Genomic DNA, 22,034 nt, shown 5'->3' on the forward strand with positions numbered 1-22,034 from the left:
AGTTTTTGTGGAAAACCTGCCCCAATTAAATTTGGAGCCCGGGCAGGTCCATGTATGGTTTACCTGTCCCGAAGACATACAGGATCCGGATCTCCTGGCTTCGTATCATTCTTTTCTCACGGAAGAAGAGAAAGAAAAACAAGCCCGCTATATCATGCCCTGGCACAGGCATACCAGCCTGGTGTCCAGAGCCTTGGTTCGTTGCGTGCTTTCCCGTTACGCCGCAGTAAAACCCCATGAGTGGCGGTTTGACAAGAACAACTACGGCAAACCTGGGTTGGCGGAGGAATGCCTGCTTCTTCCTTTACAGTTCAACCTGGCCCATACTCATGGCATGGCCGCCTGCGCCGTCACCCTAAACGGGTCAGTGGGCGTGGATGTGGAACGATGGGACAGGCAGCGGGATTTTGATCGCCTTGCCGCCCGTTATTTTTCTTCGTATGAGGCAAATCTGCTGAAAGAAGTTCCGGAATACGCCAAACGCCGCCTTTTTTTCAATATCTGGACATTAAAAGAGTCGTACATCAAAGCCCGGGGCGTGGGCTTGTCCATGGGCCTGGACCTCTTTTCCTTTGAAGTCGCCGAAAACGGCCACCCCCGCATCGTCCTGGATCCTCTCCTGGAGGACAATCCCGAAGCCTGGGCGTTCCGGCTGCTCACTCCCACAGAGCATCATGTGGCGGCCTTGGCGGTCGAGCGGCAGCCGGATTTTTCATGCGAAGTGCAATCCCGGTATACCATCCCTTTGATCCATGAAGAAATCATGGAGTGAAAGCAGATTCCGCCCTGGGCGAGGCGGAATGAATCGCCACGGGCGTCGTCAGCTTTTATAATGCTTAGGCTTCGGGGATGACGGCCGATTTTTGGGAAGAATAGGCAATTGCCTTGACTTCCAACCCCCTGTCCCGGACCGGTTCTTCTGGGGAATCCAACTGGACGCCAATCATTTTTGCAATAATTCCAAAATTGCGGAACATGCTCAAAGCCTGGGCGTTCAACTCTTCACTGGTTGCGGCCGCAAATCGAGCCTTCCTTTTTGAACGATCCGCCCATGTGTTAATCCCAACTGCGACAGACTGTTGATATTACGCCGCTATGGAAGGGGGATGAGCAGGAAAAGAACAGGCGCTCATGCCTCTCAAGCCCCTTGTGAAATAAATTGGAACAGGTTTTGCTTCAGGAAATCTTGATTGGCGGCAACATGTTTGATATATCATTAAGCAACCTTCAACCAGTAAGTGAGTCAGGACGGAAAATCATGAAAAAATATCCTTTGTTGGTTTTGATCAGCTTGTTTTTCTTGTTGGCTCCTGCAAGCCATGCCAAGGCCCCCCACGAATTGGGCGGTTTGGTTTTAGGGGAGAATATCTCCGCCCATCAGGATTTGGTCATCCCTGGAACGGCCATGGCGGTTTATGAAAAAGGGCTTTGTGAAGAGGTGCAGATTAAACCGCCCAAAGGTTTCAAAAACGGCAGCGTTCAGTACGGCGTGTGCGCCGACCACGGCCGCATTGTGCGTATAGAGTTCAAATATGCGGACGGCTCCAAGAAGTTTTTCGACTCCCTGCTAAACAACTGCAAGAAAAAATTCGGCGCCCCCAATGAATACAAAGGGGATTCCTTTCAGGTTTTCATAGCCTGGAAATGGATCTTTTTTGACGAAAACAACAACCGCATTACCTTGAAAATCCAGCATAACACCAGGGACGAAGAACAGAGGCTCGGAAACGTTATCAAGATGACCATGACCAATCTGGTGGATGAGGAAAGGGCCTGTTGGCGCAAGAAATATAAGCCCGAGTCCAAGGGGCCGGGCTCTTCAAAGGAAGCCCCTGACTGGTCCACGTTGCTGCCCCGTTGACGGCCGTGGAGGACGTTCCGAAAAATTGGTCCCGGATCTCCTGGAACCGCGTGAGTTTTATTTGCCCCCAGTCCTGGCAGCCTTTGGAAGTGGGGCAAAGGTATTTGGTGTTGGAGGATAAGGACGGTCCGGTCATGGAAGTGAAATGGGGGCCTGTCAAAGGGCGTTTTTCCCACAAGACCCAGTTGAAAAAACTGGCTTCCATGCACCAGAGAAAACTTGCCAAAACCCTGGAGCCCTGCGAGCTTCCGCCCAAATGGGCCAAAAGCGTAAAGAGGTTCGACGCCAGCGCCTTTTCCTGGCATGGGGATGATACAGGCGCCAAGGGCCTGCTTCTTTATTGCCCGGATTGCCGCAATGCCTCCATCCTGCAGTTTTTTAAGGAAGGGGCTGCTCCATCCCGGGTTCTGGAGAGCTTCAGGGATCATTCGGAAAGCGGTTTTGCCGCATGGTCCCTGTTTGACATTTACGCGGAGACGCCCGATCAATTCCAATTGACTTCCCATTCCTTCCTGCCAGGCAAGTTCAGCCTGTCGTTTTCCTCAGATTCCGCAAAACTGCATTTATACCGATACAGCCCGGCTTCCGTTTTGCTGGCCAATGGCGGCTTGGAAGGTTTTTCCCGGTCTGTTTTTCCCAACCTGCCTGGAGAGCCTAAATTCAGCAGGCATATGGGGCGGGAAGCGGTGGAGTTTGAAAAGCTCCCGGGGGAGGGGGTGAAGGGCGTGTTGGACAAGCTGAAGATAAAGGGCGCTTGGGCCCGATACAGGCTATGGCATTTGGAAAAGGAAAACCGCATCCTGGCGGTGGTTATGGAAGGGCGGAAAGCGGAATCAGACCTATTTGACCAGATTAGCGCACATTATGAAATCACTTAAAAAAAAAGGTCGGGCCGGCGCCTCGGACAATAAGCAGGAAAACGCACCCATTTTAAGGGAAGAGGCCTTGGCGGTGATTCCCATGAAAAATCGCGACGTGGTGGAAACGCGTTTGGAGTCGGGGGATGTGGTTTTGGAGTATCCGGTTACTGTCAGGCCGCTTATCGCCGGAATCATGAAAAGAATAGGGCGCAAAGCCCCGCCGGTCCAAATAAAGAGGATTCAACTGGACGCCCTGGGTACGGCGGCCTGGGACATGATCGACGGCAAAAAAAGCGTCGGCCGCCTGATTAAGGCCTTTGCCGAGCAATACCGTCTTCACCCCAAAGAGGCTGAAACCTCCGTAACCCAGTTCATCCGGGAATTGGGCAGGCGGGGCCTCATAGGCCTTAGTTGAATTTCGCCGTTGCGTCTTCCATGGTGGCGACAATGGGCAAAAACTGGTCAAATCCGGCAATCTCAAAAACTTCCCTAACATAGTCCTGGAGGCAGCAAAGGACCAGGTTCCCATTGGACGGTTTGAGCTTGACCGACGCCAGGTTCAGCACCCGCAGGCCAGCGCTGGAAATATAATCCAGGCCCGAAAAATCCACAATGATCTTGCTGGTTCCGCCTTCAATAATCGCCACCACTTTTTCCTCAAAAGCGGGGGATGTGTTGGAGTCCAGGCTGCCATTGAGTTTGAAAACAGCTATGTCGTTGCTTTTTTCTTCAATGATATCCATGTTATCCTCGTTTCTTACGCGGTATTTGCACCCGTATTGGATTCCTTGTCGTTATCAACAAGAGTCTTTTTGATTGTCAGGATGTTCTTGCCGTTTTCACGGCGATAATTCAGGTCGCAGCACCACTTGGTCAGAAAAACGCCCAATCCTCCGGGCGCCCGGCAGGACAGGGGCTTTGACAAGTCCGGCTCTTCCGCATTGATGGGATCGAAGGCCTTCCCGTCATCCTCCACCTTAATGGTGATGTGAGGAGGCGTAAAGGAGAGGGTCATGTTGATGTCATGCTCCTTATCATCTTCAAACCCGTAGTGGACGATGTTTACAAAGACCTCTTCCAAAGCCAGCTTAAGTTGAAAAAGCGCCTTGCGGGAGCCCCCCTTGGATGCGAGAAACTCCTCGATTTTCTCATGCAGTTTTTCGAGTTCGGCCAGTTTGTTCTTTAATGAGACTTTGATTTCGCCGACTGTCATTAGCTGGACCTTTGTTCGCGATAAAGGGTTCAGTCAAAGATGACGCCCAGGTTTTTTTTGCACGCTTCGCAGTCCGGATTCCTGGAGGTGAGAAACACCTTTTCCCTGGCATGGATTTTTTGGACCAGCGTTTTAATGATTTTGGGCAATATGGCGGGGAACTGCTCCAACGTGGTACGGAACTTCTCCCGCTCCATTAAAAAGCATTCCAAGTCGGTTACCGCCCGGAAGGAGAACAGCCTGGGCGTCTCGCCCAGAATGGCCGTGGCGCCGACCATTTGTCCCGCCCCCACGGTGCGGATCACTTCCTCCGGTCCGTCGCCTTTATACACAAGCTCTCCCGTGCCTGCAAAAATGTAAAAGGCCTGGCCGTCGTCCTCGCCCTGCTGGAACAAGACGTCGCCGGCCTTGTATTTTTCCCTGGAGCTCATGAGCGCAAAGACTTTCAGGCTTTCTATGGGCAAAGCCGAAAACAAGTCTATCTGGCGAAGGATATCCAGGTTTTGGGAGAACTCACAAGTCAGGCCTGATGAGTCCTGGCACTTGTGATCAGGAGTCTTGTCTACCATGTGCGAGCTCATACAGCATTCCTTTCTTGTCCATGAGTTCCTGATAAGTTCCCATTTCAACGATGTTTCCGGCCTTCATCACGGCTATTTTATCATAATTGACCGTTATGTCCAACCGGTGAACAACTGCGATCAGCGTGCTCTTGCCCTTCCAGCGCCGCTCTATCTGATTTTGTATGCGGGCCTGGGATTTGTTGTCAAGGGCCGAGGTCGCTTCGTCCATGATAAGCACGGGCGGCGCTTTGAGGAAAGTCCTGGCGATGGCGATTTTTTGACGCTGGCCGCCGGACATGTTTTCGCCTCGGGTGCCCACCCGGAATTCCATGCCGATTTCCACCACCGTTTCCAGCAAGTCTTCTTCCACAAGGAAGCGAATGATGCTCTGGTTGATCTTATCCTGGACTTCAGGCCGTGAGGTGGTGGTCTTCCCGAACAGGATGTTGTTCAAAATGGTCTGGGAGTATATGTACTGGTCTTCCTGGAAAAAGGAGACGGCTTTGGGATCGTCTTCCATGATTGCGTCTTTGAACATGGCCCGGCCTTCCAGGATGAGATTTTCCAGCATGCCAGGCAATGAGACCATTTTGTGCTTCCCCGGGATGTAGCGCAAGCCAAGTTTAAGGAACATCCACTTGTCTTTGGCGTCCATTTCATGAAGCCGCTGCTTTTTGGTGCGCTCCAATAGCTCTTTGTACTCCGCTAATTCCAAGGGGGATAAGGGGCTTAATTCGAAAAACACTTTGTCGGCCGGCATATTCCCCAAAATATCCACCGTCTGGTTGGCCAGTTGCTCTCCCAGGCTGGCCAGGGGCCGGAAAATATCCGCCTCCTGGAGGAACTGATAAAAGTATTCGTTCTCCTCAAGCCCGTCTTCGGTCAGGGAGTCCTTGTTCGGCGCGCCGAATATCAGGTTGTCCAGGATGCTGGAGTGGTACAGGTATCGATCCGGATGAAAGAACTCCACATAGTCGTCCAAAATATCCCCAAAGTTCTCCTTGAACTTCTTTCGCACGTCAACCAGTTTGGAAACCAATTCAGGGTATTGGTTCGGGGCGACCATGGTGTTGAGGCCGAATCGAAGCACGTCTACGAAAACGCCCGTCTGTTGCAACACGTTGATGATCTGGTCCAGATTGGGCATGTTTTCCTTGTCGCCCCCGATATTGGCGGCGGCCTCGCACGAGTAAACCACGTTCTCGCGGATAGTGCCGTCGAAAATGAACGGCGACTGCGAGACAAGCCCCACATTATTGACCATGTCGGATTTGGTCAGCTTTTCTATATCCTTGCCGTCAAGCGTGGCCTTGCCGCCTGTGAATTTGTACAACTGGGCCAGGCACATGGCCAGGGTGCTTTTTCCCGACCCGGAGAACCCGACAAGGGCCAGGTGCTCTCCATGCTTAAGCTCCAGATTGATGTTGTCAATCAGTCGGATCCCTTCTTCCGTGACAAAAGAAAGGCGTTCAGCCTTGATGCTGCCGTCCAGGGTGTAAGGCTTTCTGCCGTCTTCCGGTATGATCTCGTGCTCAGGCATGAGGTCAAAATAGCTCATGGTCTTCTTATAGCGGACAATGGCGTCCTGATACACCTGATAAAAGGCGATCAACTCCTTCCAGGGGTCGTAGAGTTTTTCCTGGGCGGATAAAAAGGCCACCAGGGCGCCCAACTCCAATCTTCCGGACATTGCAAGATAACCGCCCAGGAGGAAGATCAGGAAAGGGCTCATGTTGGTGAAAAAGTTGTTCACAATGTTAACCGCTTGTTTGTACAGGGTCCAGACAATGCGAATTCTGAACAACTTGTCTACGATGGAGTCGTAGCGCTTGTTTTCAATATCATAGGAGCCGTTTCCGTGGATCTCGTGGATTCCGGTAATGGTCTCCGTGATCTTGCTGGAAAGATCCCGCGTGGCGTCAACCCGTTGTCTATTGGCGGTGTTCACCTTTTTTTGCAGCAAGGGCACCAGAAACAGCACTACCGGATAGATGCTGAGAGAGATAATGGCTAACCATGGGTTGAGAATAAAGAGATACACGGCGAAAGCCACAAGAGTCAGAATGTTTGTCACGGGAATGGCTATGGACGTGCCGACGAAATCCCCGGAGGACACCAGTTCGGTAACCAGGGAGGTGACTACCATGCCTGGCGGGGTTTTGCGGAAAAAGCTCATGGGAAGAGTCAGGATATGGTGGTAAAGCCCTTTTCGCATGCCTTCCAAAGCACGCTGACCGATATAGGTCTGGAGCATGTTGATGGCGAACTTCATGCCCGTAGCCAAAAGCACCGCTGCCAGGTATATGCCGCAATATATGTAGAGCATGTCCATCTTTTTCAGGGCGATGGCGTCATTGATGATCCGCTTTTGCATTTCCAGAGGAACCACCCTGGCGGCTACCGTGATTGCAATGCACAAAACGGTCAGCAGATGCCATTTAACGTTGCCGGGCAGAATCCAGGAGTAAATGGAGCGTTGGATGATGGGCTTTTTGTTTTCCGCCATGATATGTTATTTCTCCCTGTTGAGAGTATATGTGGACCTGACTCGCGTCGGCCGGCCTATGCAAGCAGGTCGCTCAATAGGCGTTCTGCGCATTTCCGGTAGGTGTACTCTAAGGCGGCCTCTTGGCCTTTTCGCCTGAGCGCCTCTCGCTCCTCCGGATTATTCAGGTAATACACGGCCAACTTTTTAAGCTGCTCCGGCCTTTCATATTCGGGGACGGAATCGCCGAACAGGGGCTTCAGCCCCGCATTTGGTTGTGAAATGACAAACCCTCCGCTGGCCAGGATGTCGAATACCTTGTTGGACACGAAACCTTCCCGGGCCATGTCAGGGTGGTGGTCGTTCAGGGTGATGCGCGTTCCGGCGTATAGTTCCTCCAGCCGGTCGTATTCCCAATACTTGCCGCCGTAGTACTTTTCGGGCAAAAGCCGGTCCCAATAGTAGCCCCAAACTTTAAAATCCAGACCCGCGGCCAGCATGTCCGCCACCACGCCTCTGCCGTCCGGTCTGCTTAATCGGGCGTTGCCCAAAAACACTATGTCGTAGACGGGCTCTGTTGTGTACGGCGTTTTGGAAGTGCAGGCGGGCAGGAGTTCCGGGTTTAAGTATCCGTATGCCTCCAGCTTGGGTATAAAATTTACAGCAGCGCAGGTTATTTTGTCAAACCGCCTGAGGATTTCAGAGTCGATTATATCGGGATGGCTGTAATTCCATACAATGTTGTAGGTGTGCTCGGGCATGGATTTCGGCGGCAGGCCCAAAAAATGGAGGATGATGTCCGGGTTTTCCTGCGAGACAACCAACCCCATTTGTGTGAACTCCTGCTCCAGCTTCACCTTCACCCAATAGTCGCCCCATAAAGGCAGCATTTCCGGGTCTTTTTCCTTGTCCGAAGGAGACCGGACGGCGATAACCAGGGGCCGATCCTTTTTTCGGAGCCTAAGGAGTTTTTCTTCCGTCTCAGGCCGGACGCTTCTCCCTTCCATTAGCAGCAAAACGTCCTTGGCGCCCTTGTGCTTCGGGTCCGTCTCCAAGATGCTTTTCAGCAAGGCCGCTGCTTTGTCCGATTCCCCCAAAACGCGCAAGGACAAAGCCTGCACAAAGGCCATGGAGCAATAGTCAAATCCAAGCTCCAAGGCCTGGACGGCCCTTTCCAGAGCTTTTTCAGGGTTTCCAAAATAGAAATTAAGCTCCGCAAGACAGGCCAGGGCGTGGGGCTTGAGGGCTTCGCTGAATGGCTCCTCTTTCAGGATTTGCATGGCCTGGGGGGCCCGCCCCTGAAACCTGAGTTTTTTCACCTTCTCAAGAAGTTTTCTTTGATCGCCGAGATCCTTGTTCATAGCTTCGTTCAGGCTTCTTTTAAACGCCGATAACTCCCGGGCCAAACGCCCGCATATTCTTTGGTGCAGGCTGCGGCCGGAGGGGGGCTTATTCAGGAATAGATTCATCAGCCGGCGCGCCGCTTGCTGAATACAAACGCATGATTATAAAAATGTTTCAGGTTTTGAAACTGTCCGCAGTTTTTATAATATTGCAGGCCGAAACCCATGGCTTCCATTTTTGCAATGAGGTCCTTGTCCGATATTCCCCATTGCCAGATATTGTGAATGTCCCGGATTTTTCTCTCATGCTGGGGATGTATTTCGTCCAGCCTGTCAAACAAGCCTTTATAATTGGGATGCTCCGGGTCATGGGGAACGTTGGCGAAATACTCTTTTTCGCCAAGGTCCAGCAGACGGACCGTATGCCCCTCCCTGGTCCATTGCTGATTGAATATGACGAAACAGGAGCAAATCCGGGAGTACATTTCCAATATCTGGTCCCAATCCGGGCTGACCTGGTGCAAAAGCACGTCAAACATAAATACGGCGTCCACCGGGCCGATTTTTTCCACGACCTCTTGTCTGCCGAAGTTATCCTGGATGGTTTGCAGGGCGGGATGTTTTTCGGCTTTGGTCAGGGCCTTGTCCGTAAAGTCCGTATCCACGAGAAAGGCTCTTTTTATGTCGTGGTTTTTAAATGCGTGAAAAGTATATTCTCCGTCTACGTCCCAAATGCCGCCAAGGTCTGCAAAGGAGCACGGCGAGGGGGACAGCCTGCCCAAAGCAAAATCGATGATTTCCTTCTTATCCAGGACGGTTAACTGCGCGGGCTTCAGGTTTTTGTATAAACTCATGTTTTTTCCGAAAGATCGCTCCCTTGACGGGAAGCATGACAAATGTTTCCGGCTGTGCTAAGCCTTGGGCTTCATGGAAGTTTTGAGCTTTTCTAATAGTCCAATGGGCAAGGAAAGGCAAGCATTGAACCGATTTGTTTTTAGGACCTGCATGACGGCCCTGATTAAAGGCAAGGAGGCCGAATTTTGGCTCTGCAGCAAGGCGTGGTTGAATTTTTAATCCGGGAGCTTTTACCCCGGGTCAACAACAAGGGCCGGGTCATGTCCCTTTCCCGGCAAAAGGCGACCAGCCCGGTCAAGGATATGGCTGCGTTGCTGGAATCCGAAGGGTTTTCGTCCAAGCCCCTGGAAGGCAAAAACAAGATCACTTCCCTGGAAATTTTTCAGGCCTTGGGATTTGACCACTACGATGATGTGGATTTTACGGAAAGCGAATCATGCACCATAGTCCACGACATGAACACGCCCATCCCGGATCATATGGCCGACTCCTACGACCTGGTTTTCGAGCACGGAACCCTGGAGCATATTTTCGACATCAAGACCGCCTTCGCCAATATCGTCAAAATGCTGAAGGTGGGCGGGACGGTCTTTCATCTGGCGCCTCTTGATCTGGTGAATCACGGATTTTATAATTTTTCGCCCACATTGTATTTTGACGTATACCGGAAAAATGGATTTTCGCCGGTGGTTTTTTTTATGGCGGAATCCCCGGAAAGATGGTGGAAAGACCCGAATTTTTACTATGAAAAAATGGAGTTCGAGGTCGGCAGGATGAAGCCGGCAGCCCGGAAAAAATACTATCCCATGCTGGCTTGCATAGCCAGGAAGGAACAAAGCCTGGGCCGGTTTAACATCCCCATCCAGGCCATTTACGACCCTGAAACGGATTTTGACCCCGTTTTTTAAGAGAGAACCATGACAGACAATAATATTGCGGTTTCCGTTATCATGCCCACATACAACCGGGCCGATCTCATCGGGCGCTCCATCAAAAGCGTTCTGCGCCAGACCATGCCCGATTTTGAACTGATCATTATTGACGACGCCTCCACTGACAACACCGAAGAGGTGGTCAGGAGCTTTGAGGACGACCGGATTATTTACATCAGGCTGGAGGAAAACCATCTGCAGGTCCATAAAGAGACTGGCAAGGGCGACAATCCCCGCAACGTCGGGCTGCGCCGGGCCAGAGGCCGTTATATAGGATACCTGGACAGCGACGACATGTACCGGGTGAACTTTATGGAGGAGATGGTCCAGTTCATGGACCAAAACCCGGACCTGGGCCTGGCCTATTGCGACGCCTACTGGCACCGCAACCTGGACGGCAAGGGAGAACTGTCCAACTGCAACCTGTCCATCGAGTTCGGCCCTAAAATCATGACCATCCGGAACATCATCCGCACCCCCACCGTGCTTCACACCAAAGAAGCCGGGGAGAAGGTCGGGTTTTTTGCGCCCATCAAGACCCGGGTTCCTCATGAAGGAGTTCCTTACATAGGTCCCGAGGATTGGGATTATTGGCTGAGGATTTCCAAGCATTACAAGGTGAAGCATCACGCCGTAATTCTGGTGCACAAGATCAACGAAACCAGCGATTATTACAACGACCCGGATTTCGACCCGGAATTTCAAACCCCGGATCCGCCGCCCATCCAGGTCTTGCCCGAGTCCAGGGACATCTTTCATAAAATGTCCACGGCCTACGAGTTTGTGCAATTGTTCGAGAAGCTCAAGCACATCGAGGGCTGGCTGAATATGACCGACGGCTACGTGCTGCACCTGCTTGCCAAGGCGGGGCGGGGGAACGGGGAAATCGTGGAAGTGGGCAGCTTCCTGGGATTGTCCACATGCTGGCTGGCTTTGGGGGCCAAAGCCGCCGGGCGGGAAAAAATCACCGCCGTGGACCATTTCCAGGGGTCGGCCGAGCACCAAAAAGGCGCCAAGGCCGAATGCAAGGTCCTGGTCAAACAAGGCACCACGTTCAATCAGTTTCAGGAAAACCTGAAATCCGTGGAAGTGGACGACTACGTGAATCCCATCGTCGCGTCCTCCACGGAAGCGGCCAAAACATGGGATAAGCCCATCCGCCTGCTGTTTCTGGACGGAGGCCATGAGTACGAGTCGGTCAAGGCCGACTGGGAAGCCTGGTCGCCTTTCATCATCCCCGGCGGATACGTGGCCTTTCACGACGTGGACACCTGGCAGGAAGTGTCCAGGTTCTATTATGAAATGCTGGACCAAAACCCGGAATACAAGCCGGTCATGGCCGTCCATAGCCTGCGCATCGTGCAAAAGGCAATGGACTGAAGATATAAAAAATTGAAAAAGACAGTTTTTTTTTGCCTCCGGCGGTGTACTGCTAAACTGCGCGCCTCCGGCGGCAAACTTTTCAATAGCGCTCTGCGCTGGAGTTCTCGTTCCCATGCTTTGCGTGGGAATGCATACAGAACTATTTGAAATTAAAACTTTTCCATCTGACTATCAACTTCTTGAACCCCATGTTTCAAAGGGAGCCCTCTTACACACAATACAGGAGGAAATACCATGAAAAACAGTCGACTCATCATCCTGACCCTGAGCCTTGGCGTTCTTCTCCTGCCTGCCTGCGCATCCAACAAGGAGAAACAGGCTCAAACCCATGTTGCGCCGCCTCCGGCCCAAACCGCGGAAAAATCCCAAGACCGAAACGGCATCGGCGAAATAATTGATGCGTATGAAGGCAAGGTCGTGGCGAAAAGCGCTCACGCCACTCTTGTCAGGGTGGATAAAGACCTGGATCATGACGGCGTGACGGGCAAGGCCGACAAATGCCCCGGAACCCCCAAAGGCGCTCCCGTGGATGAAAACGGCTGCTGGAACATCCAGGTCATTCAGTTCGACTTGAACTCCACGGAACTCAACCCCGCCGGTCAATCCGTCCTGGACGCAGTTTCCTCCGTGCTGCACGTCAACAAGGCCGTGAAACTCTCCATAGAAGGCCACGCCTGCTCCGCCGGCGACAACGCGGCTTATAACAATTACCTGTCCCTCCAACGCGCCCAGGCCGTAAAGGACTACCTGATTTCCAAAGGCGTGGACGGCGCCCGCATGTCCCTAACAGGCTACGGCGCCAACCAGCCCGTCAAGGACAACAAGACCCGCGCCCACCGCATCCAAAACCGCCGGGTGATCATCAACCCCATTACAAGATGAAAAGCATAAACCGCTTAAATGCGAAACTGCAAAACTGCAAAACTGCTGCCTCCGGCGGCAAAAAGCAAAACTACTGCCTCCGGCGGCAAACTTTTTGTAAAAAGTTTGATAAAAAACTTTTGAATGGCGCTCCGCGCACGGGTTTCTTGGGCTTTGGAAATGCATGTAATTCGCCGCTTGACTTGGAACACGCGGACGACCGAGTTGAATCTTTTTTTTAAGTTTGCCGCCGGAGGCGCTTTTTTCTTTTTCTCTTTTAGTGTTTGTCCGTGATTTTTCCGATGAGCAGTGGGATTTTAAGGCCGCCGTGGTGGAGGATTTTTTGAAAGGGTTTGCCGGAGAAGGGCAGGAGGGGCGTCCAGTCTTTATGGGGGACAAGGACGGCCAGTTTCCAGCCGGGGAACTGGCCGGCGAGGCGATTGCAGAGGGATGCAAAGAGCTCTTTGGCCTGGGGGACGGTTCCCAGGCGCAGTCCGTAGGGCGGATTGACGACGATGAGGCCCGGATTCGGGACCTGTTGGGGCGGCGTGAGTCTGAGGATGTCCTCATTAGAAACCTTTACTATCTTATCCAGGCCTTGACGTTCAAGGGTTTCTAGTAAAAGGGCGCAAGCCTCTTCATCAATGTCCGATGCAAAAACAAGGGGCTGGGTTATGTTTTTAAATTGCTTTTCAGCCTGGGATCGCAAGTAAAGCCATTGCTGCTTTTTAAAGGCCGGCCAGGAAAAAAAGGCAAAGTCCCGATTCCAGCCCGGCGGGATATTGGCGGCAATGAGGGCAGCCTCAGTAGAGAAAGCTCCGCTGCCGCACATGGGGTCCATCAGGGGCTGGCCGCCGTCGTATCCGGCGAATTCCAGGATGGCCGCAGCCAGGGTTTCCCGGATAGGCGCCCGGCCCTCGCTTTCCTTGAATCCCCGTTTGTGCATGAGTTCCCCGCAGGCGTCGATGGACAGGGTGAATTTGTCGGAGACGGCCCTGACAAAAATTTCCTGGGGGACGGACTCATCCCCGCCATCAACCCTTTCTCCATATTTTTCAAGCTGTTGCAGGATCGCCTTTTTCACGCGCTCTGCAATGGCCTGGGAGTGATAGAGCTTGGACTTCCGGGCTGTAACGCGGATATTCAAAGGACAGGATGCCGGCAAATAAAGCTCCCAGGGGATGCCCTCGACAGCCTTTTCCAATTCCGCAAAATGGGTCGCCCTGAACTCATGAATCCGCATGAGCACGCGGTTGGCCAGGGAGAGGTGCAGACAGGCCTTGTACATGTCCGTCAGTTTGCCTTGAAAGGTCACGCCGCCTTCCCCCGAGGGGGTGGCCCCCAGGCCCAGGGACCGAACCTGTTTGGCGCAGATTTTTTCCAGGCCCAGGGAGGCGGGGATAAAAAACGTGTGCTCCCTTGCAATAACCTGTCTTTTTACTCGTTTTTTCAGCATGGCTTTTTCTAATTATTGACAATCAAAATAAGAACATACATAATTCATGCTTCGATATTTATACACTTCGCGGCCTTGCATTGGCAATAGGGTTATCACGGGAGGGATTTTTCCTCAATATAAGGCTTTTGCTCGTGCGGGTGCGCTTAATAAAGGAGCCGGCCTGAAAGAATGAGAAAGCTAAACCCAGCCTATGTGGATTATTTTTCGGAGTATGTGAATTCCTGCCCGTTTTTTCAGCTCATGTCCATCCATTTGGACGGGGTGAGATACGGGAAATCCTACCTTGACCTGGAGATTCATCCCAAGCACATGCAGCCCTTTGGGATTATCCATGGCGGTGTCTGCGCGTCGCTGGTGGAAGCCGGCGTGTTTTGGGCGGTGCATTCCCAGATTCCCGACGACGTGGGCCTGACCACTGTGGAATTGAAGCTGAATTATATGGCGGCTGTTTCCGCCGGCAGCCTGCGGGTGAACGGGGATTGCCTGAAGGTGGGCAAGACGTTGTGTCTCGGCCAGGCCCATGTGACGGACGCCAAGGGCCGGGACGTGGCTCACGGCACGGCCACGTTGATGCTATTGCCCAACAAGCCGGTTGATCTGCCCGACCTTCCCCGGAAGTTCATTGATTGATCGTCATTTCCTGATAATCCAATAAAAAACCCCCCGCCTTACGGCAGGGGGCTTTTTTTAGGGTCGGCATCGCTGTTATTTACCGGCGAATGCGTCTTCCGTCATATCCACAGCGGCGGATTCCATGGCTTTGATGGAATTTCTCTTGCCCTCGGTGATGGGCAGGAAGCTGTTGATATAGAAGTTAGCGGTCTTGATCAGGCCTTCGTAGAAGGGTTTGTCCTTGGATTTGGCTTTTTCCACCTTGTTGGTTGCGATGGTGGCGCGCCACAGGTGCATCCATCCCATGATGGTGTCGCCGAGGACATCCTGGAAAGGACATGCGTGGGCGAAAGCGGTCAGGACTTTTTCGGACATGGCGGTTTTGCCCATGAGCATGGCGATTTCGCCGGCGCCGTTCACGGCGGCTTCCACCTTGGCGGCCAGGTCTTCCAGGCCGGCTTCCTTGGCTTCGGCCACGGTCTGCATCATAACGCCCATGAGTTCCATAAAAGGCTTGCCGCCCTTCATGCCGAGCTTGCGGCCCAGGAGGTCCATAGCCTGGATGCCGTTGGTGCCTTCGTAGATGGCGGTGATTTTGGTGTCCCTGAGGAGCTGCTCGACCGGGTATTCCTTGGTGTAGCCGTAGCCGCCGTAGGACTGGACGGCCAGGGAGCACACGTCAAAGGCGCGGTCCGTGCAGTAAGCCTTGATCACGGGGATCAGGATTTCGATCAGGTTCATGTATTTTTCGGCTTCTTCTTCGTTGCCTGCGGTCTTGTGCTTATCAAAGCAGTTGCCCACAAAGTACAGGAAGGAGCGCATGCCGTCGATGTAAGCCTTCATGGTCATGAGCATGCGGCGTACGTCGGGATGATTGATGATGGTCACGGACTGGGCGTCGGGATTGGCGAATTCCAGCAGGTTTTTGCCCTGTTTGCGCTGCCTGGTGTAGTCCAGGGCGTACATGTAGGCGCAGCTTGCCATGGCGAAGCCCTGGAGGCCCACGCCCAGGCGGGCTTCATTCATCATCTGGAACATGGCGCGCATGCCCTTGTTTTCTTCGCCCAGCAGGGTGCCCTTGCACTTGCCTTTGCCGCCCAGGGTCAGGACGCAGGTGCAGGATCCGTGGATGCCCATTTTTTCTTCGATGCGGTCGCAAACCACGTCGTTGTCATCGCCCAGGGAGCCGTCGTCGTTCACCCAGATCTTGGGCACTGCAAACAGGGAGATGCCTGCGGTTCCTGCGGGAGCGCCTTCGATGCGGGCCAGCACGGGGTGGATGATGTTTTCGGTCAGGTCATGCTCGCCGCCGGAGATGAAGATCTTGGTTCCGGAGATGGAGTAGGTGCCGTCGCCGTTGGGCTTGGCCGTGGTGGTCAGGGCGCCCACGTCGGAGCCGGCTTCGGGTTCGGTCAGGAGCATGGTGCCGCCCCATTTACCGGTGTACATGTTCTTCAGGTAGAGTTCCTTCTGCTTGTCGGTGCCGAACACCTCGATAAGGTGGCCTGCGCCGTGGGACAGGCCGGGGTACATCATGAATGCGCAGTTGGCGCCCACGAAGTATTCGCCGGCGGCCTGGGCCACCATAGCGGGCATTCCCTGTCCGCCGACTTCGGGATCTTCCTGCATGGCCACCCATTCGCCTTCGCACAAAAGCTCGTAAGGTCTATGAAAGGACTCAGGCACTGTAACTTTGTTGTTCTCGAAAACGCAGCCTTTGTCGCCGTCCGCGTTGGTGGGCAGGATTTCCTTGATGGCCAGGTTCCTTGCCTCGTTTACAATCAGATCGATGGTTTTTTTGTTGAACTCGGCGAACTTGTCGGTCTTTGCCAGTTCGTCAGCCTTCATCTGCTCAAAGAGCACGAAGTCGATGTCTCTTCTATCTGCGATTAGTTGTGCCATGTTTTCTCCTTTCAGGCGCCATTTTATTTTACAGCGCCGGGGCGGAATTCAAATGAATTTGGGCTGTTGAAGCCGACCGTTCACGTCCCCGGATCGCCGTGTATCCCAGCAAATGAGTATTACCTCATTTTTCAACAGGTGACAAGAAAAAATTGACTGGATTATAATAATCCGTATTTAAAGGAGAAACTGCGTAGTCGGTATCTAGAGGGAGGAAATTACCCGCTGAATGGGTCGTCAAATCCGGGGCTGAACCACATACCCGGGGCCGTAGCCCTTCTTGGCCCAACGCTTCCTCTGGCCCGCCCCCACAGGACGGTTGCGCAGCAAAACCAGGGTCGCGCCGGCCCCGCCGTCGCAGGCCCGGGCGCTGGCGAAAGCAAGGACCCATTTGCGCCATTGGCCGGTAATGAGCCAGGCCAGGACCTTGGACTTAAGCACGGGTTTGCCGGGGGAGGAGAGGCCCCTGCCGTGAATGACAAGCACTGTGCGCTTATGAGAGGCTATGGCCTGCCCGAAAAAGGCGTCAAAGGCTTTTTGGGCGTCTGCGGCGTCCATGCCGTGGAGGTCGATATGCGCCTGGATGGAAAAATCCCCTTTGTGCAGGCGGCGGGCGACGTCGGAGGACACTCCGTAGCCCGTCCCGGCCACGTATTCCGAAGTCTGGCTGACCTTGAATCCCGATCCTCCGGCCACCAACGACTCCAGCTCCTTGCGCACCTGTTCGTCGGGGTCCATGACTGTTTCGGAAGGGGAGGAGGCTGTGAGAGGCTCCTCATCCAGGCGTTCGTCATGGGGCAGGCGTTTGACATCGGACATCCACAGGGCGAAAAGTTTGTCATCGTCCATATCGCGGGTAAGGCGCCCGGTTGGGGCGTCCTGGCCCGCATGGGGCTTTTCGCTGTTTTTCGGCTCTTCAGGAAGGCTGTAGCCTCTGTCTTTTATGATTTTGGTCAGGCCTTCAAAGGGGCGATTGATGGATTGATCTTTGCTTTTTTTCATGATTCACCTGCCGTTGGAAAGAATTTAGGTCAGACATACAGGATGGGCAGGCAAAAAGGAAGGCCTAAAACAAGAGCGCGGAAGACCGCGACATTAGACTGCACTGCACGCGGGCGCCTGAGCAGGGAAAACGGCGCCTCCGCGGGATGCGGGAGTTCTTTTTTAGAATCCGGAGCCTATGAGGCTTTGGATTCGCCGGCGGCGGCCAACACGGGAGCCCCGGACCCGCCTTTATCTCCGGAGGAGGCTTTGGCGGCTTTAGCCTTGCGTTTTTTCAGACAAACCTTGTCTGTTCTCACAACGGCGCAAACCTTGGGATTATAATACTCCCTGCAATTGACCGGATTGTAAAGGGGGCATTCGGGATGCTTTCCAGCCATGAATAAAGCGACTCCTTTCCCGCAACCAAGAGGGATTGTCTGATAATAAGGGATGAGGAAACGGGCGTGCTTCTTCAGGCAGCCGCCCATCCCTGACTAATATGCAAATGGCTTAATAACCATTTAATATCATTATATCAAAAAAAATCGAAATGTTCAAATAACAAATGATCAGGAAAAGATTAGGGGATTGCAACGAGGAAAATAACAGGGGAATTAGTGAGCGCTACTTGATAAGTGGAAAGACGGAGGAAAAGGCTATTCCTCCTCGGGGGGCAAAAATTCCGGATAAAAACTCTTGGCGCAGGCGGGACACAGGCTGTGGGAAAAAACCACCTCGCTGTGGGCCTGGATGTAAGTTTCCAACTGTTTCCAGACGCCGTTTTCCTCCCGGATGCGTTTGCAGCGCGCACAAATAGGCAGGTAGCCGGCCAGCACCTTGGTCAGGGTGTCCGAAAGCTCCTGCTCCAGCTTTTTTTGCTGGCTTTTATATTTTTTAAGAGCCCGGTTTTCCCGTTCCAGTTCTTCAACGCGCGCCTGCAACTGCTCATAGGTCGGCTTGATGCCGGCGAAAGCCCCTGCTGCGGGCGGTTCTATCCCGGGACAGGCTTCTTCGCCGTCTTCAATGGAAATGGGAGACGCTGGGAGAATAGACTCGCGCATGATTAACAGTTCCTTTAAATGAATAGCACCCCGCCCGAAGGTTTACTTGGGAGGAGTTGAAAAGCATCAAATATGCCAAAAACAGACTCGGCTTGCACTAAAAGAAAAATTTCACATGACGGCCCGGCGGCTAATGACGGAAAACCCTCTTGATTAGGGCGTTTCAACTGGCCGATCGGAAAAAGCCTGCAAGGCGTTCAGCATGCCGGAACACATCCGATTTCTGTTTTTTACAAAATCTATCAGGAAAAAAGGCCGCATATTGCGGCAAAATGCCGCAAACGGGTCCGTCGCCAACTACCGGCCGGCCGCAGGAGGAAAAGCCGCTCCGCCTCGCCGGCGGACGACACCGGTAACCCGGGGGCGGCTTCTTCCGCGTCCTCTTTGTCCCTGGGGAGAGGAAGAGAGGGCTTCGTCAGCCCTCGCCCCTGGCGGCGGTTTTCAAACCCGGCCCGCCGGGCCGGATATGGGGGGGGAATTGTCCAACTTCTTGAAAAAATACCTTATGGAATCGAAACTTCCGTAAAGCTCTCTCCGTTATCCCCCATGAACATGCTGTCCATGTTGGAGAGGCTCAGCCCCATGGACCCCTGATGCAATAGAATCCTTCCGGCCTTGGCCAAAGCGTCCAGGGCGTCGTCAAACTCCTTGGCGTCCCAGCCCATTTCGTCCCGCAGTTTGCCAATTTTCACCCGTTTTGAAGCAGCTCCGGCCGACTCGCACGCGCTTAGCAATGCCTCTTCGTTCCCGGACATGGGGGCTTTTTTCCCCTTGTCGCCGGATAGTCCGGCGGCCTTTTTCAGCTCCGCCACCTCCTTTTCCAGTTGATTGATCCGGGCTTCCAGTCTGGCAATGCGATTTTCCATGATTTCTCCTTTGAAAAGGGTTGGTTTAACGGTTGCCTGAAAAAAATGAAAAGGTTATGGTCCGTCCCGGAGGGGTCCCAAAAGAACATTCCTTTGTGAAAAAGATAATCCTTATCGAGCGGGAGACAAGATGGACAAACCAGTTTTATTCAGAAAAGAAGACGGCGTCGCCATTCTAACGCTGAACAGGCCTGAAAAACGCAACGCATTGAACCAGGATTTGCTGACGCATTTGTACGGACATTTGGACGAAGTGAAAAGCGACGACTCCATTCGGGTTGCGGTCATTACCGGCGCCGGATCATCCTTCAGCGCCGGCCTGGATTTGAACTGCATCGCCACGGACAATATGATGGATCCAAGGGGGGACGGGGTGTATCTGACGGATTTCATGAAATCCTGCAACAAGCCTTTTATCGGCGCCATTAACGGCCCGGCCATCACCGGCGCTTTTGAGATCGCCCTTAACTGCGATTTCCTCATTGCCGTTCCTCAAGCCCTTTTCAGGGACACCCACGCCCTTTTGGGCATTTATCCCGGCTGGGGCATGTCTCAACTGCTTTCCCGGGCCGTGGGAATCCGCATGGCCCGTCAGATCAGCTTTACCGGAAAGGATATCACCGCCCGACAAGCCTTGAACCTGGGGCTGGTGAACGAGATTGTGGAGCCCGATCAATTGATGCCGCGGGTTATGGAAATAGCCCGGGATATCTGTAAAACCAAGGCGGATTTTCTGCCCGGCTACAGAAAGCTGATCAACGACGGCCACAACTTGACCGCAGGCCATGCGCTGGATTTGGAAAAACAGGTTTTTACGCGTTTTTTAAACGGTTCGGCCGCCCTGATATAGTCTGTTTTCCCAACATGCAAATGGGCGGGAAAACCTGAATTGCTTTCACTTTTTGATCGGTCCGCCGGTTTTCCGGCGGACCGTCATTGCCTTTGACCTGCCGGATTTTTTGTGGCATTCTTGATTAGCGCCCGGTTGATCGTCGTTGCTTGTATAATCACAGGAGATAGGCGTGGCCGTGGAAATCAAAATGGTCGTGGAAGCGGATTTGAAGCAGGTCTTTTTGATAGGGCTCGCCGTGAACGGCATTTGCTCCCACTACCCCTTTACCAAATTGGAAGGATACCTCATTGAGACCTGCGTGGTGGAAGCGGTGATCAACGTGGTCAAGCACGCTTATAAGGATCCCAAGGGCAAGGAGTTGGCCGTAATCTGCCGGGCTGACAAGGAATCCATGGTATTTGAAGTGTGGGATTGGGGCAAGGGCATGGACGGCCTGAAGCCGGCGGCCCTGGATTTTGACCCTGAAGACGTGACCAGCCTGCCTGAGAGCGGCATGGGACTCTTTATTATCCAACAGGTGATGGACGAGGTGAATTATCTCTCCCAGGACACTAAGAACGTTCTGACCATGACCAAAAAGTTCACCCCCCAAGAGCCGCCTCACCACGCGGCTTGATTATTTCCGTCTTTATTGATTCAATTGCTTAAACGGATTGGCCGGCGGGCCTTCAGGAGGACACGTTCGGCCGGTTGGGCTAAATTGCTCTGACAAATTGCGAAAGGTCATGCGAGATGCAGCCTTTGACTTTGATTCTGCTCCTATCCTTGTTTGTCTGCTTCATTATCGCCATATCCGTAATCGCCTATCAAAAGCAGCAGAAGCGGCTTGTCAAGGTCTTGGAGTCATTGGCGGGGCCGCTAAGCGGCGCCGTCCAGGGCAAATGCCTGATTGCCCGCCTGGAAGAAACGCCGTACAAGCTGCAATTCGCCAAGCAGGGCAAAGGGCCTGCACTGGCGGTCATCACCATTCCGGGAAACGCGGGTTTTATTATGGCCGTCAGAAAGAGGATGTTTTTGGACTCCTGGGGGGAGAGGCTTGGGCTTACATCCCCGCCGGACATCCCGGACAAGGACTTTTTAAAAGATCATTACGTGCACGCGGATAATTTGGAAAAGGCGGCCCAAGTGTTATGGCGCCAGGATGCTTTGAATGCAATCCGGGGGCTTCTGGAAACCAAAATGCATTATTTGCGCCTGGATGAGACCGGGGCTTCCCTGGTTATTCCGCTGGCTTCCATGGCGGAAAAAGACCTCTTGGCCCTGACTCCGGGCGAAATAAGGGGCAAAGCCGCCAAACTGTTCGCCGCTGTCGGCGCTGCGCTGCAACCCGCCCGAAATCCTGTTGGCGAGGTAAAGCCGTTCAGTGCGTCCGCCCTGTTTTTCGACAAAAAACAAAGCATGATAATGGCCATGGCGACCTCGCTGCCCCTCATCGTTTCCTTGATTCTCATGATCCTTGCGAAAAAAATGTACACCCCCTTGAGCGGTCAGGCCATGATGTCGGGCGCCTTTCGTTTTTCTATCATGCCCACCGTAATAGGCGTTTTATTGTTCCTTTTCGCCGGTCGTCTTTGGTTTCGCAAGACGCCTGAGAGCCATCGCCTGTTTATGGTTTTTTCGCTTCTCATTCCCATGACGTTTTTTATGGCCTGCATCGCGGGCTTCATGTTCACCAACGGAGCCCTGGATTCTTCGCCGGCGGTCTTTTACACCACGGAAGTGGCGGGGAAAAAGGTCTATCACGGCAAGGGCGCCCACTATTCCCTGTCTTTGGCGCCGTGGAGCGGAAAAAAAGGGGACGTCCGCTTTTCGATTTCGGAAAAACAATATGAACAGTTTGAAATCGGCCAGAAGGTAACCCTGGGAGTCCGGTCCGGAATGTGGGGCTATGAATGGGTTTCCTCTCCGCCGATAGCAGCTCAATAAACGCATTCTCGTCCC

Annotated in this window: 23 protein-coding genes; 11 read left to right on the forward strand and 12 right to left on the reverse strand. The window is 53.2% G+C overall.

The window, feature by feature from the left end; genetic code table 11:
- Window positions 1–7 precede the first annotated feature (7 nt).
- The 4 genes from BUE18_RS06065 to BUE18_RS06080 all read left to right on the forward strand — a co-directional run bounded on the left by BUE18_RS06065 (window position 8) and on the right by BUE18_RS06080 (window position 3,136).
- Window positions 8–772, forward strand: a complete 765-nt coding sequence (locus tag BUE18_RS06065; RefSeq protein ID WP_073473944.1) for a 4'-phosphopantetheinyl transferase family protein — start codon at window positions 8–10, stop codon at window positions 770–772.
- Window positions 773–1,258: 486 nt separating this feature from the next.
- Window positions 1,259–1,861: a hypothetical protein gene (locus BUE18_RS06070; protein WP_073473946.1), complete on the forward strand. Its 603-nt coding sequence runs from the start codon at window positions 1,259–1,261 to the stop codon at window positions 1,859–1,861.
- Between the two features lie 50 nt (window positions 1,862–1,911).
- Complete coding sequence (locus BUE18_RS06075) at window positions 1,912–2,739, forward strand: hypothetical protein (RefSeq protein WP_139264630.1); 828 nt, start codon at window positions 1,912–1,914, stop codon at window positions 2,737–2,739.
- The gene (locus BUE18_RS06080) at window positions 2,726–3,136 is read left to right on the forward strand and encodes a PqqD family protein (RefSeq protein WP_083610812.1); all 411 of its coding nucleotides are present in this window, start codon (window positions 2,726–2,728) and stop codon (window positions 3,134–3,136) included. The genes BUE18_RS06075 and BUE18_RS06080 overlap by 14 nt, the downstream gene beginning before the upstream one ends.
- Here BUE18_RS06080 and BUE18_RS06085 read toward each other — a convergent pair.
- Genes BUE18_RS06085 through BUE18_RS06110 form a run of 6 tightly spaced genes read right to left on the reverse strand, consistent with a single transcriptional unit; the run spans window position 3,129 to window position 9,179 of the window.
- Window positions 3,129–3,464: an STAS domain-containing protein gene (locus BUE18_RS06085; protein ID WP_012610190.1), complete on the reverse strand. Its 336-nt coding sequence runs from the start codon at window positions 3,462–3,464 to the stop codon at window positions 3,129–3,131. The genes BUE18_RS06080 and BUE18_RS06085 overlap by 8 nt on opposite strands.
- Before the next feature lie 14 nt (window positions 3,465–3,478).
- The gene (locus tag BUE18_RS06090; protein ID WP_073473950.1) at window positions 3,479–3,934 is read right to left on the reverse strand and encodes an ATP-binding protein; all 456 of its coding nucleotides are present in this window, start codon (window positions 3,932–3,934) and stop codon (window positions 3,479–3,481) included.
- A 29-nt stretch (window positions 3,935–3,963) separates the two neighbouring features.
- On the reverse strand, window positions 3,964–4,515 hold the full coding sequence (locus tag BUE18_RS06095) for a cyclic nucleotide-binding domain-containing protein (protein ID WP_073473952.1): 552 nt from the start codon (window positions 4,513–4,515) through the stop codon (window positions 3,964–3,966).
- Window positions 4,484–7,003: an ABC transporter ATP-binding protein/permease gene (locus tag BUE18_RS06100; protein WP_073473954.1), complete on the reverse strand. Its 2,520-nt coding sequence runs from the start codon at window positions 7,001–7,003 to the stop codon at window positions 4,484–4,486. The genes BUE18_RS06095 and BUE18_RS06100 overlap by 32 nt, the downstream gene beginning before the upstream one ends.
- A 56-nt stretch (window positions 7,004–7,059) precedes the next feature.
- A complete protein-coding gene (locus BUE18_RS06105; RefSeq protein WP_073473955.1) occupies window positions 7,060–8,451 on the reverse strand; it encodes a glycosyltransferase in 1,392 nt (463 codons plus the stop codon).
- Window positions 8,451–9,179 (reverse strand): hypothetical protein, encoded by a 729-nt coding sequence (locus tag BUE18_RS06110; protein ID WP_083610813.1) that lies wholly within the window; start codon window positions 9,177–9,179, stop codon window positions 8,451–8,453. Before BUE18_RS06110 ends, BUE18_RS06105 begins: the two co-directional genes overlap by 1 nt.
- 186 nt (window positions 9,180–9,365) lie before the next feature.
- Here BUE18_RS06110 and BUE18_RS06115 point away from each other — a divergent pair, with 186 nt between their 5' ends.
- From BUE18_RS06115 to BUE18_RS06125, 3 genes are all read left to right on the forward strand, one after another.
- On the forward strand, window positions 9,366–10,088 hold the full coding sequence (locus tag BUE18_RS06115) for a class I SAM-dependent methyltransferase (protein ID WP_073473957.1): 723 nt from the start codon (window positions 9,366–9,368) through the stop codon (window positions 10,086–10,088).
- 9 nt (window positions 10,089–10,097) lie between these two features.
- Window positions 10,098–11,492, forward strand: a complete 1,395-nt coding sequence (locus BUE18_RS06120) for a glycosyltransferase (protein WP_073473959.1) — start codon at window positions 10,098–10,100, stop codon at window positions 11,490–11,492.
- 237 nt (window positions 11,493–11,729) lie between these two features.
- Window positions 11,730–12,377, forward strand: coding sequence for an OmpA family protein (locus BUE18_RS06125; protein ID WP_073473961.1), 648 nt, complete (start codon window positions 11,730–11,732; stop codon window positions 12,375–12,377).
- Window positions 12,378–12,633: 256 nt separating this feature from the next.
- Here BUE18_RS06125 and BUE18_RS06130 read toward each other — a convergent pair whose 3' ends face one another.
- Window positions 12,634–13,812 (reverse strand): THUMP domain-containing class I SAM-dependent RNA methyltransferase, encoded by a 1,179-nt coding sequence (locus tag BUE18_RS06130; RefSeq protein WP_073473963.1) that lies wholly within the window; start codon window positions 13,810–13,812, stop codon window positions 12,634–12,636.
- 171 nt (window positions 13,813–13,983) lie between these two features.
- On the opposite strand from BUE18_RS06130, the gene BUE18_RS06135 reads away from it, so the two are divergent.
- On the forward strand, window positions 13,984–14,445 hold the full coding sequence (locus BUE18_RS06135) for a PaaI family thioesterase (protein WP_073473965.1): 462 nt from the start codon (window positions 13,984–13,986) through the stop codon (window positions 14,443–14,445).
- Between the two features lie 75 nt (window positions 14,446–14,520).
- Here BUE18_RS06135 and BUE18_RS06140 read toward each other — a convergent pair whose 3' ends face one another.
- From BUE18_RS06140 to BUE18_RS06160, 5 genes are all read right to left on the reverse strand, one after another.
- Window positions 14,521–16,329: an acyl-CoA dehydrogenase gene (locus tag BUE18_RS06140; protein ID WP_073473967.1), complete on the reverse strand. Its 1,809-nt coding sequence runs from the start codon at window positions 16,327–16,329 to the stop codon at window positions 14,521–14,523.
- A 237-nt stretch (window positions 16,330–16,566) separates the two neighbouring features.
- Window positions 16,567–17,331 carry a Smr/MutS family protein gene (locus BUE18_RS06145; RefSeq protein ID WP_073473969.1) on the reverse strand — a complete coding sequence of 255 codons (765 nt, stop codon included), beginning with the start codon at window positions 17,329–17,331 and terminating at the stop codon, window positions 16,567–16,569.
- A 176-nt stretch (window positions 17,332–17,507) separates the two neighbouring features.
- Complete coding sequence (locus tag BUE18_RS06150) at window positions 17,508–17,711, reverse strand: hypothetical protein (RefSeq protein ID WP_073473970.1); 204 nt, start codon at window positions 17,709–17,711, stop codon at window positions 17,508–17,510.
- A 258-nt stretch (window positions 17,712–17,969) separates the two neighbouring features.
- Window positions 17,970–18,374 (reverse strand): hypothetical protein, encoded by a 405-nt coding sequence (locus BUE18_RS06155; RefSeq protein WP_073473973.1) that lies wholly within the window; start codon window positions 18,372–18,374, stop codon window positions 17,970–17,972.
- Between the two features lie 503 nt (window positions 18,375–18,877).
- Window positions 18,878–19,240 (reverse strand): hypothetical protein, encoded by a 363-nt coding sequence (locus BUE18_RS06160; RefSeq protein WP_073473976.1) that lies wholly within the window; start codon window positions 19,238–19,240, stop codon window positions 18,878–18,880.
- A gap of 130 nt (window positions 19,241–19,370) precedes the next feature.
- Between BUE18_RS06160 and BUE18_RS06165 the strand changes: the two genes are divergently transcribed.
- The 3 genes from BUE18_RS06165 to BUE18_RS06175 all read left to right on the forward strand — a co-directional run bounded on the left by BUE18_RS06165 (window position 19,371) and on the right by BUE18_RS06175 (window position 22,019).
- The gene (locus BUE18_RS06165; RefSeq protein ID WP_073473980.1) at window positions 19,371–20,090 is read left to right on the forward strand and encodes an enoyl-CoA hydratase; all 720 of its coding nucleotides are present in this window, start codon (window positions 19,371–19,373) and stop codon (window positions 20,088–20,090) included.
- Between the two features lie 172 nt (window positions 20,091–20,262).
- On the forward strand, window positions 20,263–20,709 hold the full coding sequence (locus BUE18_RS06170; RefSeq protein WP_083610814.1) for an ATP-binding protein: 447 nt from the start codon (window positions 20,263–20,265) through the stop codon (window positions 20,707–20,709).
- A 116-nt stretch (window positions 20,710–20,825) separates the two neighbouring features.
- Window positions 20,826–22,019, forward strand: coding sequence for a hypothetical protein (locus BUE18_RS06175; protein WP_073473983.1), 1,194 nt, complete (start codon window positions 20,826–20,828; stop codon window positions 22,017–22,019).
- Window positions 22,020–22,034: the final 15 nt, after the last annotated feature.

The organism is Desulfatibacillum alkenivorans DSM 16219 (genome assembly GCF_900142135.1).
Taxonomy (GTDB): Bacteria; Desulfobacterota; Desulfobacteria; order Desulfobacterales; family Desulfatibacillaceae; genus Desulfatibacillum; species Desulfatibacillum alkenivorans.